16 protein-coding genes and 1 riboswitch are annotated in these 18,629 nt (G+C 53.6%); of the genes, 7 read left to right on the top strand and 9 right to left on the bottom strand.

Annotation, left to right across the window (positions count from 1 at the left end):
* Positions 1 to 34 precede the first annotated feature (34 nt).
* Entirely contained in the window at positions 35 to 4,255 is a 4,221-nt protein-coding gene (gene rpoC, locus EDF78_RS25030) for a DNA-directed RNA polymerase subunit beta' (RefSeq protein ID WP_095924286.1), read from the top strand.
* A gap of 231 nt (positions 4,256 to 4,486) precedes the next feature.
* Here the strand turns inward: rpoC and thiH are convergent, their stop codons facing one another.
* The 7 genes from thiH to rsd all read right to left on the bottom strand — a co-directional run bounded on the left by thiH (position 4,487) and on the right by rsd (position 10,812).
* Positions 4,487 to 5,665 (bottom strand): 2-iminoacetate synthase ThiH, encoded by a 1,179-nt coding sequence (gene thiH / locus EDF78_RS25025; RefSeq protein WP_119823108.1) that lies wholly within the window; start codon positions 5,663 to 5,665, stop codon positions 4,487 to 4,489.
* Entirely contained in the window at positions 5,662 to 6,441 is a 780-nt protein-coding gene (locus EDF78_RS25020; protein ID WP_095924288.1) for a thiazole synthase, read from the bottom strand. The genes thiH and EDF78_RS25020 overlap by 4 nt, the downstream gene beginning before the upstream one ends.
* Before the next feature lies 1 nt (position 6,442).
* A complete protein-coding gene (thiS, locus tag EDF78_RS25015; protein ID WP_119823105.1) occupies positions 6,443 to 6,643 on the bottom strand; it encodes a sulfur carrier protein ThiS in 201 nt (66 codons plus the stop codon).
* Positions 6,640 to 7,389 carry a HesA/MoeB/ThiF family protein gene (locus EDF78_RS25010; protein WP_133824168.1) on the bottom strand — a complete coding sequence of 250 codons (750 nt, stop codon included), beginning with the start codon at positions 7,387 to 7,389 and terminating at the stop codon, positions 6,640 to 6,642. Before EDF78_RS25010 ends, thiS begins: the two co-directional genes overlap by 4 nt.
* Positions 7,382 to 8,035 carry a thiamine phosphate synthase gene (gene thiE / locus EDF78_RS25005; RefSeq protein ID WP_133824167.1) on the bottom strand — a complete coding sequence of 218 codons (654 nt, stop codon included), beginning with the start codon at positions 8,033 to 8,035 and terminating at the stop codon, positions 7,382 to 7,384. The genes EDF78_RS25010 and thiE overlap by 8 nt, the downstream gene beginning before the upstream one ends.
* The gene (thiC, locus tag EDF78_RS25000; RefSeq protein WP_133824166.1) at positions 8,032 to 9,984 is read right to left on the bottom strand and encodes a phosphomethylpyrimidine synthase ThiC; all 1,953 of its coding nucleotides are present in this window, start codon (positions 9,982 to 9,984) and stop codon (positions 8,032 to 8,034) included. The genes thiE and thiC overlap by 4 nt, the downstream gene beginning before the upstream one ends.
* Positions 9,985 to 10,096: 112 nt before the next feature.
* Positions 10,097 to 10,223, bottom strand: a riboswitch (TPP riboswitch).
* A gap of 73 nt (positions 10,224 to 10,296) precedes the next feature.
* The gene (gene rsd, locus EDF78_RS24995) at positions 10,297 to 10,812 is read right to left on the bottom strand and encodes a sigma D regulator (RefSeq protein WP_095924293.1); all 516 of its coding nucleotides are present in this window, start codon (positions 10,810 to 10,812) and stop codon (positions 10,297 to 10,299) included.
* A 105-nt stretch (positions 10,813 to 10,917) separates the two neighbouring features.
* Between rsd and nudC the strand changes: the two genes are divergently transcribed.
* From nudC to EDF78_RS24965, 6 genes are all read left to right on the top strand, one after another.
* Positions 10,918 to 11,703, top strand: coding sequence for an NAD(+) diphosphatase (nudC, locus tag EDF78_RS24990; RefSeq protein ID WP_119823099.1), 786 nt, complete (start codon positions 10,918 to 10,920; stop codon positions 11,701 to 11,703).
* 71 nt (positions 11,704 to 11,774) lie between these two features.
* Positions 11,775 to 12,839 (top strand): uroporphyrinogen decarboxylase, encoded by a 1,065-nt coding sequence (hemE, locus tag EDF78_RS24985; RefSeq protein ID WP_133824165.1) that lies wholly within the window; start codon positions 11,775 to 11,777, stop codon positions 12,837 to 12,839.
* Positions 12,840 to 12,848: 9 nt separating this feature from the next.
* A complete protein-coding gene (nfi, locus tag EDF78_RS24980; protein WP_133824164.1) occupies positions 12,849 to 13,529 on the top strand; it encodes a deoxyribonuclease V in 681 nt (226 codons plus the stop codon).
* A gap of 70 nt (positions 13,530 to 13,599) precedes the next feature.
* Entirely contained in the window at positions 13,600 to 14,190 is a 591-nt protein-coding gene (locus EDF78_RS24975; RefSeq protein ID WP_095924297.1) for a YjaG family protein, read from the top strand.
* Positions 14,191 to 14,380: 190 nt separating this feature from the next.
* Positions 14,381 to 14,653 (top strand): nucleoid-associated protein HU-alpha, encoded by a 273-nt coding sequence (hupA, locus tag EDF78_RS24970; protein WP_013577396.1) that lies wholly within the window; start codon positions 14,381 to 14,383, stop codon positions 14,651 to 14,653.
* Positions 14,654 to 14,671: 18 nt separating this feature from the next.
* Complete coding sequence (locus tag EDF78_RS24965; RefSeq protein WP_233432924.1) at positions 14,672 to 15,358, top strand: DUF1481 domain-containing protein; 687 nt, start codon at positions 14,672 to 14,674, stop codon at positions 15,356 to 15,358.
* A gap of 65 nt (positions 15,359 to 15,423) precedes the next feature.
* Here EDF78_RS24965 and purD read toward each other — a convergent pair whose 3' ends face one another.
* Both purD and purH read right to left on the bottom strand, forming a co-directional pair.
* Positions 15,424 to 16,713: a phosphoribosylamine--glycine ligase gene (gene purD / locus EDF78_RS24960; protein WP_095924298.1), complete on the bottom strand. Its 1,290-nt coding sequence runs from the start codon at positions 16,711 to 16,713 to the stop codon at positions 15,424 to 15,426.
* Positions 16,714 to 16,759: 46 nt separating this feature from the next.
* Positions 16,760 to 18,349, bottom strand: a complete 1,590-nt coding sequence (purH, locus tag EDF78_RS24955; RefSeq protein WP_095924299.1) for a bifunctional phosphoribosylaminoimidazolecarboxamide formyltransferase/IMP cyclohydrolase — start codon at positions 18,347 to 18,349, stop codon at positions 16,760 to 16,762.
* Positions 18,350 to 18,629: the final 280 nt, after the last annotated feature.

Genomic DNA, 18,629 nt, shown 5'->3' with positions numbered 1-18,629 from the left:
TGCCTAACAGGTCTAACCCGACGGGAGCCAATCCGTGAAAGACTTACTAAAGTTTCTGAAAGCGCAAACTAAGACCGAAGAGTTTGATGCGATCAAAATTGCTCTGGCATCGCCAGACATGATCCGTTCTTGGTCTTTTGGTGAAGTTAAGAAGCCAGAAACCATTAACTACCGTACGTTCAAACCAGAACGTGACGGCCTTTTCTGTGCCCGTATCTTCGGACCAGTAAAAGACTACGAATGCCTGTGCGGTAAGTACAAGCGTTTAAAACATCGCGGCGTGATCTGCGAGAAGTGCGGCGTTGAAGTGACCCAGACTAAAGTACGCCGTGAGCGTATGGGCCACATCGAACTGGCTTCCCCGACTGCACACATCTGGTTCCTGAAATCGCTGCCATCGCGCATCGGTTTGCTGCTGGATATGCCACTGCGTGATATCGAACGTGTTCTGTACTTCGAATCCTATGTGGTTATCGAAGGCGGCATGACTAACCTCGAAAAACGCCAGATCCTGACTGAAGAGCAGTATCTGGATGCGTTGGAAGAGTTTGGTGATGAGTTCGACGCGAAGATGGGTGCGGAAGCTATTCAGGCCCTGTTGAAAAACATGGATCTGGAAGCAGAGTGCGAGCAACTGCGTGAAGAGTTGAACGAAACCAACTCCGAAACCAAACGTAAGAAGCTGACCAAGCGTATCAAGCTGCTGGAAGCGTTCGTTCAGTCTGGTAACAAACCAGAGTGGATGATCCTGACTGTGCTGCCGGTACTGCCACCAGACTTGCGTCCATTGGTTCCGTTGGACGGCGGCCGTTTCGCAACGTCGGATCTGAACGATCTGTATCGTCGCGTGATCAACCGTAACAACCGTCTGAAACGCCTGCTGGATCTGGCTGCGCCAGACATCATCGTACGTAACGAAAAACGTATGCTGCAAGAAGCGGTAGATGCTTTGCTGGATAACGGCCGTCGCGGTCGTGCTATCACCGGCTCTAACAAGCGTCCGCTGAAATCTCTGGCAGACATGATTAAAGGTAAACAGGGTCGTTTCCGTCAGAACTTGCTGGGTAAACGTGTCGACTACTCTGGTCGTTCCGTTATCACCGTAGGTCCATACCTGCGTCTGCACCAGTGTGGTCTGCCGAAGAAAATGGCACTGGAACTGTTCAAACCGTTCATCTACGGCAAGCTGGAACTGCGTGGCCTGGCCACCACCATCAAAGCCGCGAAGAAAATGGTTGAGCGCGAAGAAGCTGTCGTTTGGGACATCCTGGACGAAGTTATCCGCGAACACCCGGTACTGCTGAACCGTGCACCAACCCTGCACCGTTTGGGTATCCAGGCGTTTGAACCGGTTCTGATCGAAGGTAAAGCAATCCAGCTGCACCCGCTGGTTTGTGCGGCATATAACGCCGACTTCGATGGTGACCAGATGGCTGTTCACGTACCGTTGACGCTGGAAGCCCAGCTGGAAGCGCGTGCGTTGATGATGTCTACCAACAACATCCTGTCACCTGCGAACGGCGAGCCAATCATCGTTCCTTCTCAGGACGTTGTATTGGGTCTGTACTACATGACCCGTGACTGTGTTAACGCCAAAGGCGAAGGCATGGTTCTGACCGGTCCTAAAGAAGCTGAGCGTATTTACCGCGCCGGTTTGGCCTCTCTGCATGCGCGTGTCAAAGTGCGTATTACAGAAGAGATCAAAAATACCGAAGGCGAAGTTACGCACAAGACGTCGATTATCGACACGACTGTTGGTCGCGCCATCCTTTGGATGATCGTACCTAAAGGTCTGCCGTTCTCTATCGTCAACCAGCCTCTGGGCAAAAAAGCTATCTCCAAAATGCTGAACACCTGTTACCGCATTTTGGGCCTGAAGCCGACCGTTATTTTTGCTGACCAGATCATGTACACCGGTTTTGCTTACGCAGCCCGTTCAGGCGCGTCAGTAGGTATCGATGACATGGTAATCCCTGCGAAGAAAGCAGAGATCATCGAAGAAGCAGAAACCGAAGTTGCTGAAATCCAGGAACAGTTCCAGTCTGGTCTGGTCACTGCTGGCGAACGCTATAACAAAGTGATCGACATCTGGGCTGCGGCTAACGAACGTGTTGCTAAGGCAATGATGGAAAACTTGTCTGTTGAAGACGTCGTCAACCGTGACGGTGTTGTTGAACAGCAGGTTTCCTTCAACAGTATCTTTATGATGGCCGACTCCGGTGCGCGTGGTTCTGCTGCACAGATTCGTCAGCTGGCCGGTATGCGTGGCCTGATGGCGAAACCAGATGGTTCCATCATTGAAACGCCAATCACCGCGAACTTCCGTGAAGGTCTGAACGTACTCCAGTACTTCATCTCTACTCACGGTGCTCGTAAAGGTTTGGCGGATACCGCACTTAAAACGGCTAACTCCGGTTATCTGACCCGTCGTCTGGTTGACGTCGCGCAGGATCTGGTTGTGACCGAAGACGACTGTGGGACTCACGAAGGCATCATGATGACTCCGGTCATCGAAGGTGGCGACGTTAAAGAACCACTGCGTGAGCGTGTACTGGGTCGTGTGACTGCAGAAGATATCCTCAAGCCGGGTACGGCGGATATCCTGGTTCCACGTAACACCCTGCTTCACGAGAAGACGTGTGATCTGTTAGAAGAGAACTCAGTCGACAGCGTGAAAGTACGTTCAGTCGTAAGTTGCGAAACCGACTTTGGTGTGTGTGCAAACTGCTACGGTCGCGACCTGGCACGTGGTCACATCATCAACAAAGGTGAAGCGATCGGTGTTATTGCAGCACAGTCCATCGGTGAGCCGGGTACCCAGCTGACGATGCGTACGTTCCACATCGGTGGTGCGGCATCTCGTGCGGCAGCGGAATCCAGCATCCAGGTTAAGAACACTGGTACCATTAAACTGAGCAACCACAAGCACGTTAGCAACTCTAACGGCAAACTGGTGATCACTTCCCGTAACACTGAGCTGAAATTGATCGACGAATTCGGTCGTACCAAAGAAAGCTATAAAGTGCCTTACGGTTCCGTGATGGGCAAAGGCGATGGCGCATCAGTTAACGGCGGCGAAACCGTTGCTAACTGGGATCCGCACACCATGCCAGTTATCAGTGAAGTGAGTGGTTTCATTCGCTTTGCCGATATGGTGGATACTCAGACCATCACACGCCAGACCGACGACCTGACCGGTTTGTCTTCTCTGGTTGTTCTGGACTCTGCAGAGCGTACCGGTAGCGGTAAAGACCTGCGTCCGGCACTGAAAATCGTTGACGCAAAAGGCGACGACGTATTGATTCCAGGTACTGATATGCCTGCTCAATACTTCCTGCCAGGTAAAGCGATTGTTCAGCTGGAAGATGGTACTCAGATCCACTCTGGTGACACCCTGGCGCGTATTCCTCAGGAATCCGGCGGTACCAAGGACATCACCGGTGGTCTGCCACGCGTTGCTGACCTGTTCGAAGCACGTCGTCCGAAAGAGCCTGCAATCCTTGCTGAAATCAGCGGGATCATCTCCTTCGGTAAAGAAACCAAAGGCAAACGTCGTCTGGTAATTTCTCCGTTAGATGGCAGCGATGCTTACGAAGAAATGATCCCTAAATGGCGTCAGCTGAACGTGTTCGAAGGCGAAGTTGTGGAACGTGGTGACGTCGTATCCGACGGCCCTGAGTCTCCGCACGACATCTTGCGTTTACGTGGTGTTCACGCGGTTACCCGCTACATCACCAACGAAGTGCAGGAAGTTTACCGTCTGCAAGGCGTTAAGATTAACGATAAGCACATCGAAGTTATCGTTCGTCAGATGTTGCGTAAAGGCACCATCGTTAGCGCTGGTGGCACTGACTTCCTGGAAGGCGAGCAGGCAGAAATGTCTCGCGTTAAAATCGCTAACCGTAAGCTGGAAGCTGAAGGCAAAATCACGGCAACATTCAGCCGTGACCTGCTCGGTATCACCAAGGCATCCCTGGCGACCGAATCCTTCATCTCTGCAGCGTCGTTCCAGGAAACCACGCGTGTTCTTACCGAAGCGGCTGTTGCCGGTAAACGTGATGAACTGCGTGGCCTGAAAGAGAACGTTATCGTTGGCCGTCTGATCCCAGCCGGTACCGGTTACGCTTATCATCAGGATCGTGCACGCCGTAAAGCACAAGGCGAAGTGCCAGTTGTACCGCAAGTCAGCGCGGATGAAGCAACGGCTAACCTGGCTGAACTGCTGAACGCAGGTTTCGGTAACAGCGACGATTAATCGTCTTCTGTCGAAACGCATAGAACCGCTCCTCCGGGAGCGGTTTTTTTTTGCCTGAAGTGTGCGAGTTGAAACGATCTGGAAAGAGGAGCCGGAACAGGGAACTGGACGATAACCTGTTCCGGCTATTTGGAAGCAGCACCGGGATGCGTGGCGCCGGCCATCTGCGAATGTGCAGCGGCAAAAGCACAGTAATGCCCGCTGCGTGCTGGCGCGAGGGGCAAAATCACTTTATGGAATCTGCATTCCTGAGAGTTTATCAGTTTGCCATCCGGCGACATTTTCCTGCGAGACGCGCCCCAAAAAACTGTCCCAGTCTTTCCAGACCGGTTGCAGCCCGGCGCGGGTTAACGCGTTTGCCACATGTTGAGGCGAACGGTTGTCGTGCGGCGCAAATTGCTCCAGTTCCGGATGATCATCGGCATAGCCGCCGGGCTGTGTTTTGGATCCGGCACTGACGGTGTTGATCGCCAGCGGAATAACGTGATCCCGAAAATAAGGCGATTCACGTGTCGACAGTGAAAGCTCGACATCCGGCGCCAGCATTCTGAAAGCGCAAATCAGTTGTACCAGCTGATTTTCTTCCAGCAGGGAAGCCGGTTCGATGCCGCCGGTGCAGGGACGTAATCTCGGAAACGCCACCGAATAGCGGCTTTGCCAGTAAGCTTGTTGTAGGTACAACAAATGCTCGGCCACCATATAACTGTCAGTCCGCCAGTTTCCTGAGAGGCCGAACAGCGCACCCAGCCCGATTTTATCGATTCCCGCACGCCCGAGCCGGTCCGGGGTTTCGAGCCGCCAGAAGAAATCCTGTTTCTGCCCGCGAAGATGATGCAAAGCATACGTCGGCGCATGATAGGTTTCCTGATAAACCAGCACGCCATCCAGCCCCAATGTTTTCAGCTCGGCATATTCTTCCTGTTGCAGCGGCTGAACCTCAATCATCAGCGAATCAAAATGACGTCTGATCGCCGGGAAGTGACGGCGAAAATAGTCCATGCCGACCTTTCCTTTGTGTTCGCCGGTGACCAGCAACAGATGTTTGAAGCCCAGCGTATTCAGCGCTTCGCACTCCCGCCTGATTTCATCCTCATCCAGCGTTTTACGTTTAATTTTGTTGCTCATCGAAAAGCCGCAATAGGTACATTCGTTGGCGCAAAGATTGGATAAATACAGCGGTGCGAAGAAATTCACCGTGTTGCCGAACCGCTGGCGCGTGAGTTGTTGCGCACGCTGCGCCATCGGTTCCAGATAAGGCAGCGCAGCCGGAGAAATCAGTGCCATGAAATCTTCCCGACTGATTTTGTTGCGGCTGAGCGCCTTTTCCACATCACGGGATGTTTTGCTATTGATGCGCAGGGAAATGTCATCCCAGTTCAGCGTTGACCAGACATCCGTAAAATTATTCATGACAACGCCTGCGAGGTATTAAGGAAACCGGTCAGCGGACTGGACGCGCTGGCGTGGCGTTGTCTGCCACCCAAACCGCTCTGGCGGGCGATAACCCCGGCCTGAACCGCCAGCCGGAACGCGGTGGCCATCGCGACCGGATCGCCCGCGACGGCAATCGCGGTGTTGACCAGCACGGCATCAGCACCCAGTTCCAGCGCCTCCGCAGCCTGACTCGGCGCACCAATACCGGCATCAACAACCACCGGAATGCGCGCCTGTTCGATGATAATTTGCAGAAACTCGCGGGTTTGCAGTCCCTGATTGGAGCCAATCGGCGCACCCAGCGGCATAACGGCGGCACAACCCGCTTCTTCAAGACGCTTACACAAAACCGGATCCGCGCTGCAATACGGCAAAACAACAAAACCCTGTTTCACCAGTATCTCTGCGGCTTTCAGCGTTTCGACGGCATCGGGCAGCAGATATTTTACATCCGGATGAATTTCCAGTTTTACCCAGTGGGTACCCAAAGCTTCTCTTGCCAGTTGTGCGGCGAACACTGCTTCTTCCGCCGTTTTTGCCCCCGATGTATTGGGCAGTAACCGCACGCCGAGTTGTTGCAGCGGGGAAAGAATGTCATCACCACCGCGACGCAGATCGACGCGCTTCATCGCCATGGTCACCAGTTGAGAACCGGATGCCGCCAGCGCCTGTTGCATCAGCGCAGGGCTGGCGAATTTCCCGGTTCCGGTAAAAAGGTGCGACGTAAATGTGGTATCAGCAATTTTTAACATGTCAGCCTCCGGCTATCGCCTGAAAAAGCAGGATCTCATCACCGTCTTCCAGCCAATGTGCAGCCCAGTGATCACGGGGGATAATGACCTGATTGACTGCCAGTGCGCTGCCCGCCGGATTCAGCGCCAGCAGATTGAGCAGGGCATGCAGCGTAATTGGCTCTGCGACGTGATGCGGTTCGTCATTAACCAGAATGTTCACGGATGGCCTCCGCAAACAGAACAGGCTGGAGAACGCGTGAGTTGCAACGATCGCCAGTTCTGTGTTTTGCCGTCGAACAGCCGCAACTTTCCGCTCAGTGTCGACGGTAATCCGGCCAGAATTTTCAGTGCTTCCAGCGCCTGAAGTGTGCCGAGGGTGCCGACGACCGGCCCGAGCACACCCGATGTGCGGCAGTTGCGCTGCACCGTTTCCTGATCCGGATACAGACAGGCATAACAACCGTGTGCGTAGGGAGCGTCGAGTACCAGAAGCTGACCACTGAATCCGACGGCGCTGCCGCTGATCAAGGTTTTCCCCGCATCCACGCAGGCTTTATTGATCGCATGTCGGGTTTCCATGTTATCGCTGCAATCCAAAATAATATCGGCACCCGACACGGCTCCGGTTAACGCTTCCCCTGCCAGCCGTTCTGTCAGGGTTACGGCTTCACACAACGGGTTGAGGCGCAGCAGTTCGCGCTTTGCCAGCGTCGCTTTGTTCTGATCAAGGTCTGCCGTGCGATAGAGGATTTGTCGCTGAAGATTGGTGATATGCAGCTGATCGTCATCGGCCAGAACCAGCGTGCCGACGCCGGCCGCCGCCAGATATAACGCGGCGGGAGAACCCAGCCCGCCGAGTCCGACAATCAGCACTTTCGCCGCCTGTAACTTTTCCTGCGCCTGCGGGCCAAATTCCTCCAGCATCAGCTGGCGGCTGTAGCGCATAAAAGCCGCATCGTTAAGCATTTTCCTGCCCCTTGCTGGCGCATAAAGCCAGCAGTTCGGCGGTGGCAGCGCGCCAGTCCGTTGCCTGTGTAATGGCGCTGACGACGGCAATGCTGCCGACGCCGCAGTCGAGAACCGATGCCGCGCGTTCAATGCTGATCCCACCGATAGCCACCGTCGGGAATTTCCCGTCGAGTTGCTCAATGTGTCGGGCCAGTTCTGTCAGCCCCTGCGGTGCCGAAGGCATATCTTTGGTCTGCGTCGGGAAGATATGGCCGAGGGCGATATACGAAGGATTGACGGCGACAGCGCGCGCCATTTCATCATCGTCGTGGGTGGACACGCCCAGTCGTAAACCGGCCTGACGGATTGCCTCAAGGTCGGCAGTATCCAGATCTTCCTGACCCAGATGCACGCCATAAGCCTGATGTTTTACCGCCAGACGCCAGTAATCGTTGATGAATAACCGCGCCTGATATTTCGCTCCCAGCGCGATGGCATCAATAATGGCCGGTTCGGCTTCCCCATCGGGTAAGTCTTTCACGCGCAGTTGTAAGGTTTTAACGCCCGCTTCCAGCAGGCGGGCGATCCATTCCACCGTATCAACCACCGGATATAAACCGAGGTGAAAAGGAACGGCGGGGAAGGGTTGCGATGACTGATTCATTTGTTGATCTCCGTGGCAGGATGATAAAGCTCGCTGCCGCGTGAACGGAATTCAGCTGACATCTGCGCCATACCGGATTCAACGAGTTCTATTGGCTGGGCTTTGGCTTCCAGCGCGGCGGCGTAATCGCGAACTTCCTGAGTAATTTTCATCGAACAGAATTTCGGGCCACACATTGAACAGAAGTGTGCGACTTTGCCGGATTCCTGCGGCAGCGTTTCATCGTGGTAGGCGCGGGCGGTGGCCGGATCAAGAGCCAGATTAAACTGGTCTTCCCAGCGGAATTCGAACCGCGCTTTTGACATGGCGTTATCGCGGATTTGTGCCCCCGGATGGCCTTTGGCTAAATCGGCGGCATGGGCTGCGATTTTGTAGGTAATCAAACCTTGCTTAACGTCTTCTTTGTTCGGCAGGCCGAGATGCTCTTTTGGCGTGACATAACAGAGCATGGCGCAGCCAAACCAGCCAATCATCGCGGCACCGATGCCGGAAGTGAAATGGTCGTAACCCGGCGCAATATCGGTGGTCAACGGGCCGAGGGTATAGAACGGCGCTTCGTGGCAATGCTCGAGTTCTTCGGTCATATTGCGGCGGATCATCTGCATCGGCACATGCCCCGGCCCTTCGATCATCACCTGAACATCGTATTCCCAGGCAATTTTAGTCAGTTCGCCGAGCGTGCGTAATTCGGCGAACTGCGCTTCGTCATTGGCATCCTGAATCGAGCCAGGACGCAGGCCGTCGCCCAGGGACAGCGAGACATCGTAAGCGGCGCAGATTTCGCAAATTTCACGGAAATGCTCATACAGGAAACTTTCGCGATGATGAGAAAGACACCATTTCGCCATGATTGAACCGCCGCGCGACACAATGCCGGTCAGGCGTCTGGCGGTCATCGGTACGTAGCGCAGCAACACACCGGCGTGAATGGTGAAGTAATCGACGCCTTGCTCTGCCTGTTCCAGCAGCGTATCGCGGAACATTTCCCAGTTCAGGTCTTCGGCCACGCCATTCACTTTTTCCAGCGCCTGATAAATCGGTACTGTACCGATCGGCACCGGGCTGTTACGCAGGATCCATTCACGGGTTTCATGAATATAGCGGCCGGTGGAGAGATCCATTACCGTGTCCGCGCCCCAGCGCGTCGACCACACCAGTTTCTCAACTTCTTCTTCAATGGATGACGTCACCGCCGAGTTGCCGATATTGGCATTCACTTTCACCAGAAAATTGCGGCCAATGATCATCGGCTCTGATTCGGGGTGATTGATATTGGCAGGAATGATGGCGCGACCGGCGGCGACTTCCTGACGCACGAATTCCGCCGTAATGTTGGCGGGCAGATGTGCACCAAAACTTTCGCCGGGATGTTGCTGGCGCAAAACCTCGCCGCGGATCCGCTCACGCCCCATATTCTCGCGGATGGCGATGAATTCCATTTCAGGCGTAATCATGCCTTTGCGTGCGTAATGCAACTGCGTGACATTTTTACCCGACATCGCTTTGCGCGGGCGTGGCAGGTGTTCGAACCGGAGATGGTCCAGACCTTCATCCGCCAGACGCTGCTGGGTAAAGCCGGAACTGACCTGCGGAAGTTCTTCCGTGTCCGCCCGCTCGTTGATCCATCGGGTGCGTAATTTTTCCAGACCGGTGTGTACATCAATCACTGCCGACGGATCACCATAAGGCCCGGCGGTGTCATAGACGGGGATTGCTTCGTTATCTTCGAACTGCGGATTGTCTTTGCCGCCGCCGACCAGTGTCGGGCTGAGCTGGATTTCACGCATCGGCACGCGGATATCGTCGCGGTCAGCGTGCAGATAAATACGGCGGGAGTTTGGAAAGGCTTCGCCCTGCAGGCTGTCGATAAATGACTGAGCCTGCGCGCGTTGTTCACGGCGGTTTGACGATTTCTTTTCTGAAGTAACGGGTTTTTGGGTACTCGACATAGCAAATTCCTCGCAAAAAAACGTGATGGAAAATTGCTTGTCTGGAGGTTTACGGCAGGAGTAAAAATGGGCGGTGAAGCACGGGCGGCCTGATGCCAGATTGTGCTGAACGCATAACATTACTCTTGTTCCCTTCGCGGGTACTAACCCGATCAGGTTCCGCGGATCCCGAATTAACGGTCTCAGCCTGGCGTAATTCTCAACAGAAAATTATGCGCTAGGCACTCCGACAAGAAGCCTCAATATAGGAGGCGTTTTTTTAAACTACAAGTAAAACTGTAACCCTGAGCAGGGTCTTAGGGTGGTAACACGTTAAGCCGGTCTGGCGAGATCAGGTTCATTCGCCGGAGGTAACGCACCCTCCGCGGGCGGCTCGAAGGCCATGATAATTAATTGATCTTCCAGCTGAAAACGGGCATCTAACGCTTCACCGATATCCGATAATGCATAATGAAACGCGAAAGCATTGTCATCATCAATATCAGTTTCTGTGTAACTGTCATGGAAAGCCATGATAGCTTCAGTATTCAGTTCCAGTGCAGGATAGATTTTTGCCGCCTTCACTTTCTTCGGGCTGTCGGCACCATCGACTTCTTCAATGATGCGTGGATAAAGATGAAAATGCCCGGCAGAAAGATAGTCGACAAGGTGATGGCAAAAACTGTCCAGCGCCTTTTCATTCAAAGGTGTATGTTTTTCTTTATTGGGTTTCAGGCCGACCAGTGTGCAGTAAGAAACCAGCAATTCTTTACGCGCGTGTAGCCACTGATCGACTAATTCATTACTGCCACCAACGCGTTGGGTCAGTCTTTCCAGACGATTTAGCATGGTTGACTCCGTGAGCAATAAAAAAAGTAACCGAAAAGAAACGTTACTAATATGTAAAGATCACTCTCAGATTGTCAGTCCCGACGAGGTTATGCAACAACAATTATGGAATTACAGATTACTGAGCAACACAACGGCTGGTGGGTCATCAGTCAGGAAGGCAAGCTGTGGCTGCCTGAGGGCGAACTGCCGTTTGGCAGCGCTGCACAATTTTCTCTGACCGGTAAGACAGCGCGTCAGATTGGCGAATGGCAGGGCGAACCGGTCTGGCTGGTTCGTCAGGCGATGCCAAACCATATGGTTTCCGCCCGTCAGTTGCTGGATCAGGATCGCGGATTATTCCAGCTGGTCGGCCGTGGTGTGCAGCTGTCAGAATTTTACCGTTCTCATCAGTTTTGTGGTTACTGCGGACATGAAATGCACGTCAGCAAAACTGAGTGGGCTGCGCTCTGCGGACACTGCCGCGAGCGCTATTACCCGCAAATTGCGCCCTGCATCATTGTGGCGATCCGCAAGGGCGATGAGATTTTGCTGGCGCAGCATGTCCGTCATCGTAATGGCATCCACACGGTGCTGGCGGGGTTCGTAGAAGTCGGCGAAACGCTGGAAGAAACCGTGGCACGCGAAGTGATGGAAGAAAGCAACATCCGCGTGAAGAATGTCCGTTATGTCAGTTCCCAGCCGTGGCCGTTCCCCAATTCGCTGATGATGGCGTTTATGGCTGATTACGACAGCGGCGAGATAGTGCATGATCCGAAAGAGTTGCTGAATGCGGGCTGGTACCGCTTTGACGCCTTGCCGCAATTGCCGCCGCCGGGGACGATTGCCCGGCGTCTGATTGAAGATACCGTTGCGCAGTGCCGCGCAGAAAGCGAAGACGACGACGTCTAGCGTCAGTTTTGCGTGATAGAATGCCGTCAGATGATTGTCGGGCAGCCCGAATATTGAAGGAAAGAGCAAGAATGAATGAGTTGAAAAACGACCGTTACCTGCGTGCTTTGTTACGTCAGCCTGTGGACATTACACCGGTGTGGATGATGCGTCAGGCTGGCCGTTATTTGCCGGAGTACAAAGAAACCCGCGCTGAAGCCGGCGATTTTATGTCGCTGTGTAAGAATGCCGAACTGGCTTGTGAGGTGACTTTACAGCCGCTTCGTCGCTATCCGCTGGATGCAGCGATCCTGTTCTCCGACATCCTGACCATTCCTGATGCGATGGGGCTGGGGCTGTATTTCGAAGCCGGTGAAGGCCCGCGTTTTTCTTCGCCACTGACCAATCGTGCTGATGTCGAAAAGCTGCCGGTTCCGGATCCTGAAATGGAGCTGGGCTATGTGATGAACGCCGTGCGTACCATCCGTAAAAACCTGAAAGGTGAAGTGCCGCTTATTGGTTTCTCCGGTAGCCCGTGGACGCTGGCGACTTATATGATAGAAGGCGGTAGCAGCAAAGCCTTTACCAAAATCAAAAAAATGATGTACGCCGATCCGTCTACCTTGCACCTGTTGCTGGATAAAGTGGCCGACAGCGTCATTCTTTACCTTAATGCTCAGATTAAAGCGGGCGCGCAGTCGGTGATGATTTTTGACACCTGGGGCGGCGTACTGACACCTCGCGATTACCGCGAGTTCTCCCTTAACTACATGCACAAAATCGTCGATGGCCTGATCCGTGAAAACGAAGGCCGCCGTGTGCCGGTGACCTTGTTTACCAAAGGCGGAGGCCAGTGGCTGGAAGCGATGGCGGCAACGGGTTGTGACGCGCTGGGTCTGGACTGGACCACCGATATTGCCCAAGCGCGCCGTCGGGTTGGCGACAAAGTGGCGATTCAGGGCAACATGGATCCTTCCATGCTTTACGCCTCACCGGTGCGGATTGAGCAGGAAGTGGAAACCATTCTGGCTGGTTTCGGCAAAGGTAATGGCCATGTGTTTAATCTTGGCCACGGTATCCACCAGGACGTTCCGCCAGAAAATGCGGGCGCTTTTGTGGAAGCGGTACACAGCTTGTCCCGCCAGTATCACGAGTAACATGGCGTTATGATCGACACGCGCGCGTTACGTGAAGAGCAACGGATCCTTGCAGATCAGATTGAACTGCAGGATCCGCCTGAATTCACCACACCGTCGTTGATCGCCGGTGTGGATGTCGGGTTTGAGCAGGGCGGTGAGGTCACCCGCGCGGCGGTCGCTGTTCTGAGTTATCCAACTTTGGAGCTGGTCGAATATCAGATAGCCCGCATTCCGACCGTCATGCCCTACATTCCTGGTTTCCTTTCTTTCCGTGAGCTTCCCGCACTTTTACAAGCCTGGCAGCAAATCTCATCGCACCCTGATCTGGTTCTGGTTGACGGGCAGGGGATCGCGCATCCGCGGCGCCTCGGTGTCGCCAGTCATTTTGGCCTGATGATTCACGTGCCGACCATTGGTGTGGCGAAAAGCCGTTTATGCGGGCAGTTCCTGCCGTTAGGTGAAGCGCTACACAGCAGACAGGGGCTGTATGAAGGCGATGAACAGATTGGCTGGGTGTGGCGAAGCAAGCTACGCTGTAATCCATTGTTCATCTCGCCTGGTAATCGGATCAGCATGGACTCCTCTCTTTATTGGGTGGAACAATGCATGCGGCAATATCGGCTGCCGGAACCGACCCGTTGGGCTGATGCCGTGGCATCAAACCGGGCGGCGTTTCAACGCTGGCAACGGTTGAGTGATGATCTTTAGGAATCAAGGAATAGGGATATTGATTTATTTCAGGTAAACTCCCGCGCAGAAAAGTTAACGAGATCAACTCATGTTACGTAATCCAATTCATTTACGTCTCGAAAAGCTGGAAAGCTGGCAACACGTGACGTTTATGGCGAGCTTGTGTGAACGCATGTACCCGAACTATCAGGCATTTTGCCTGGAAACCGGGTTTGGCGAAGCACAGCTTTACCGCCGTATTCTGGATTTAATCTGGGAAACGCTGGTGGTAAAAGACGCCAAGGTCAATTTTGACTCACAGCTCGAAAAACTGGAGGAAGCAGTGCCTTCTTCCGACGATTACGACCTCTATGGGGTGTATCCGGCCATCGACGCCTGTATTGCATTAGGCGAACTGATTCATTCGCGCCTGAGTGGCGAAACGCTGTCTCATGCGATTGCCGTCAGCGAGACGTCAATTCGTACTGTCGCGATGCTGGAAATGACCCAGGCCGGTAAAGAAATGACCGATGAAGAACTTAAGGTCATTCCTGCTGTTGAAGAAGAATGGGACATCCAATGGGAGATTTTTCGCCTGTTGGCTGACTGTGAGGAGCGTGACCTGGAATTAATAAAAGGGTTACGTTCTGACCTGCGTGAAGCCGCTGTCAGTAACATTGGCATAAATTTAGCGCAATAAGGCGAGAAAACGTGATTTAACGCCTGATTTGTCGTGCCTTAAGGCTTCACATCCGCACCCTGTCTGGTCTACATTTGGGGGGCGTAAAAAAAGTGGCTATCGGTGCGTGTATGCAGGAGGGTGCTGTCAATCGGCATATCCGTCGCACTCGATGCTTTGCAAACGATAAACACACTGTAAAGGATAACTTATGAACAAGACTCAACTGATTGATGTAATTGCGGACAAAGCTGATCTTTCCAAAGCACAGGCCAAAGTTGCTCTTGAATCTACTCTGTCTGCTATTACCGAGTCTCTGAAAGAAGGTGATGCTGTACAATTGGTTGGTTTCGGGACTTTCAAGGTAAATCATCGTAACGAGCGTACTGGTCGTAACCCACAGACTGGTAAAGAAATCAAAATCGCAGCTGCAAACGTGCCTGCGTTCGTTTCTGGTAAAGCTCTGAAAGACGCTGTTAAGTAATTGCTTGCAGTGAAAAGAATAAGCGAAGGGGTCTTTAAGCCCCTTCAGTTTATCACCCCCAGACTGGTAGCAGGTTTACTGGTGCTCGGTCTGGTGGGTTGCAGTTCTAAAAACACTTCCGAATTATTCTTTGCCAGCGGCTATGTGGCCGATCAAGGCATCAACCGGATCTGGCGCGAAGACAGCGCACAGAACGAGCCTCAAACGATCCTCAACGTCTACAGCCCCTATTACGGCGGCGATACGATCATTACCCGATACGAATTCCAGCAGGGCCAACTGCATCTGGTCAAAGAAACCCATGCGACCAAAACAGATTTGGGCGTTATGTTGCGTTTTGACGAGCAGGGCCATGTCAGCTTTATGCAGCGACAACTGCCTGAGCGCCGCGAAAAATTGTCCTCAGATGACGTTGAGCGCTATAAATACGAAGCGTCAAAAGTCCTGGATTTGAGCAGTGCGTTGAAGGCGGGAAATGTTCGGTTGATTCAGGCCCGCTGGCATAAAGGTATTATCACCACCTGCGCGGGCGAACAGGTTACTCCGGAGCTGACCGTGCGTTCTCAGGTCTGGCTGGCGAAACGCGCAAGCCGCAGTAACGATAATCTGGGCCTGGCCTGGTTGACGGCACCGGAAGGCAATGAACTGTTGCTGGTCGCCAATGAAGACTTCTGTAAATGGGAACCGAAAGAGTCTGATCTCTGATCCCGTTTTCGCAAAAGAGAAGGCACGCCGAAGCGTGCCTTTTTTGATCGTCAGGTGAGGCAGGGTTACTGATTGCGTTCGCGATCGATGGCACGGTAACCGATGTCTTTGCGACAGAAGCTGCCATCCCAGTGAATATCTTTCGCTAAATCATACGCACGGGCCTGAGCCGCTTCGACGGTTTTACCCAATGCGGTCACACACAATACGCGTCCGCCATTCGTCACCACCCGCTCATCCTGCAGACGGGTACCCGCATGGAACACTTTCCCGTCCGGCACTTCTTCCAGCGGCAGACCATGGATAACGTCACCGTTTTTATAATCAGCAGGATAGCCACCGGCGGCCAGCACCACGCCCAGTGAAGGACGCGGATCCCACTCGGAGGTTTTATCTGCAAGACGGCCTTCAGCACCGGCCAGACAAAGATCCACAAGATCCGAACGCAGACGCAACATGATCGGCTGAGTTTCCGGATCGCCGAAACGGCAGTTGAATTCGATCACTTTTGGCTGACCATCGGCGGAGATCATCAGACCCGCGTACAGGAAGCCAGTGTATGTGTTGTTTTCCGCTGCCATCCCGCGCACAGTCGGCCAGATCACCTGATCCATCACGCGCTGATGGATTTCGTCAGTCACCACGGGTGCCGGGGAATACGCGCCCATACCGCCGGTATTCGGGCCGCTGTCGCCGTCACCTACGCGCTTGTGATCCTGACTGGTCGCCATCGGCAGCACATTGGTGCCGTCGACCATGACGATGAAACTCGCTTCTTCGCCATCAAGGAATTCCTCAATAACGATACGATGGCCCGCATCGCCGAACGCATTTCCCGCCAGCATGTCGTGAACGGCATCTTCAGCTTCTTTCAGCGTCATTGCCACAATGACACCTTTGCCCGCCGCCAGACCGTCAGCTTTGATGACAATCGGCGCGCCTTTGCTACGCAGATAGGCCAGCGCCGGCTCGATCTCGGTGAAGTTCTGATAATCTGCGCTTGGAATGTTATGGCGGGCCAGGAAATCCTTGGTGAACGCTTTAGAGCCTTCAAGCTGCGCGGCTTCCTGTGTCGGTCCAAAAATCTTCAGGCCCGCTGCACGGAAAGCATCAACCACGCCAATCACCAGCGGAGCTTCAGGGCCAACAATGGTCAGGCCGATGTCATTACTTTTGGCGAAAGCCAGCAAACCGGCGATGTCAGTGGCGGCAATTTCAACGTTTTCCAGCAAGGGTTCCAGCGCGGTGCCCGCGTTGCCAGGCGCGACAAAGACTTTATCAGCCAGAGGTGACTGCGATGCCTTCCATGCCAGTGCATGTTCACGCCCGCCGTTACCGATAATTAAAATATTCATTCGAGGACTCCGGGTGAGCGGGCGCATCGCACCCGCTGAAAGAAAATTAATGACGGAAGTGGCGCATGTCGGTGAACAGCATCGCAATGCCATGTTCGTTGGCGGCGGCAATCACTTCATCATCACGAATAGAACCGCCGGGCTGGATAACACAGGTAATCCCCACGGCTGCGGCGGCATCAATACCGTCGCGGAACGGGAAGAAGGCATCAGAAGCCATCACGGAACCGGCAACTTCCAGACCTTCATCGGCGGCTTTGATACCGGCAATTTTGGCAGAGTAAACGCGGCTCATCTGGCCGGCACCGATACCGATCGTCATTTTGTCTCGTGCATACACAATGGCGTTGGATTTCACGAATTTTGCGACTTTCCAGCAGAACAGCGCATCCGTCAGTTCCTGCTCCGTCGGCTGGCGCTCTGAAACCACACGCAGATCAGCCGCTTCAACCATACCCAAATCGCGATCCTGAACCAGCAGGCCGCCGTTGACACGCTTGAAGTCGAGTGCTTTGTGGCGAGACTGCCATTGTCCGCAGGTCAGTACACGCACGTTTTGTTTGGCAGCGGTCAACGCCAGCGCTTCGGCGCTCACGGATGGCGCAATGATCACTTCTACAAACTGACGGCTGATGATGGCTTTCGCGGTTTCAGCATCCAGTTCACGGTTGAAGGCAATGATACCGCCGAAAGCGGACGTCGGATCCGTCTGATAGGCTCGCTCGTAAGCAGCCAGAATGCTGTCGCCGATAGCCACACCGCAAGGGTTGGCATGCTTAACGATGACGCAGGCGGGTTCCGCGAATTCTTTCACGCATTCCAGTGCCGCATCAGTATCGGCAATGTTGTTATAGGAAAGTGCTTTGCCCTGAAGCTGGGTCGAGGTGGCAACAGACGCCTCGCTGACATTTTCTTCTATATAGAAGGCAGCGTTCTGATGGCTGTTCTCGCCATAACGCATATCTTGTTTCTTTATATAGCTGAGATTCAGTGTGCGCGGGAACTGGCCAGATGCGGATTCAGTATCACCATGGTAAGCCGGTACCATTGTGCCAAAGTAGTTAGCGATCATGCCATCGTAAGAGGCTGTGTGCTCGAAGGCTTTAATCGCCAGGTTGAAACGGGTCGCCAGCGTCAGCGAGCCGCTGTGGGCATCCATCTCTTCTATAATAGAAGCGTAGTCACTGCTCTTAACCACGATCGCCACATCTTTATGGTTCTTCGCTGCCGAGCGAACCATGGTCGGGCCACCGATATCAATATTTTCTACCGCATCTTCCAGGGAACAGTCCGGGCGCGCGACAGTTTGTGCGAACGGATAAAGGTTAACGACCACCATGTCGATTGGCGCAATGGAATGTTGCGCCATGATTTCATCATCTTTCCCGCGACGGCCGAGAATGCCACCGTGAACTTTCGGGTGCAGGGTTTTGACGCGTCCATCCATCATTTCCGGGAAGCCGGTGTAGTCAGACACTTCAGTGACTGGCAGGCCAGCTTTCGCCAACAGGCTGGCAGTTCCGCCAGTGGAAAGTAATTCAACGCCACGCGAAGACAGGGCCTGGGCGAATTCTACGATACCGGCTTTATCAGAAACACTGAGCAGGGCGCGGCGGATTGGACGAGATTGTTGCATGGTGGTTGTATCCTTGGCTTAGAGAGAGCAGAAAACTAACGCGCGAAATTGTAGCGAAAACGATTGCGCGACGCTCGCAAAATTTGAGATTCCTGCGGCTCTGTGGATAAATCTGTGCAAAACACGGTATAAGCAGTGTGTTTGCTGTGTAATGCAGCAAACGGTGTTTTTTCTTAAAATTAGCCCTTGCGGCCTGCTGAGAACTCCCTATAATGCCGCTCCATCGACAGGGAACAACGTGAACAACATCACGAAGTAACCGGGTCGGAAAGATTAAAAA

This window comes from Rahnella sp. BIGb0236 (assembly GCF_004364755.1).
In the GTDB taxonomy this organism is placed as follows: domain Bacteria; phylum Pseudomonadota; class Gammaproteobacteria; order Enterobacterales; family Enterobacteriaceae; genus Rahnella; species Rahnella victoriana.
This window is presented reverse-complemented; position numbering and strand designations above follow the sequence as displayed.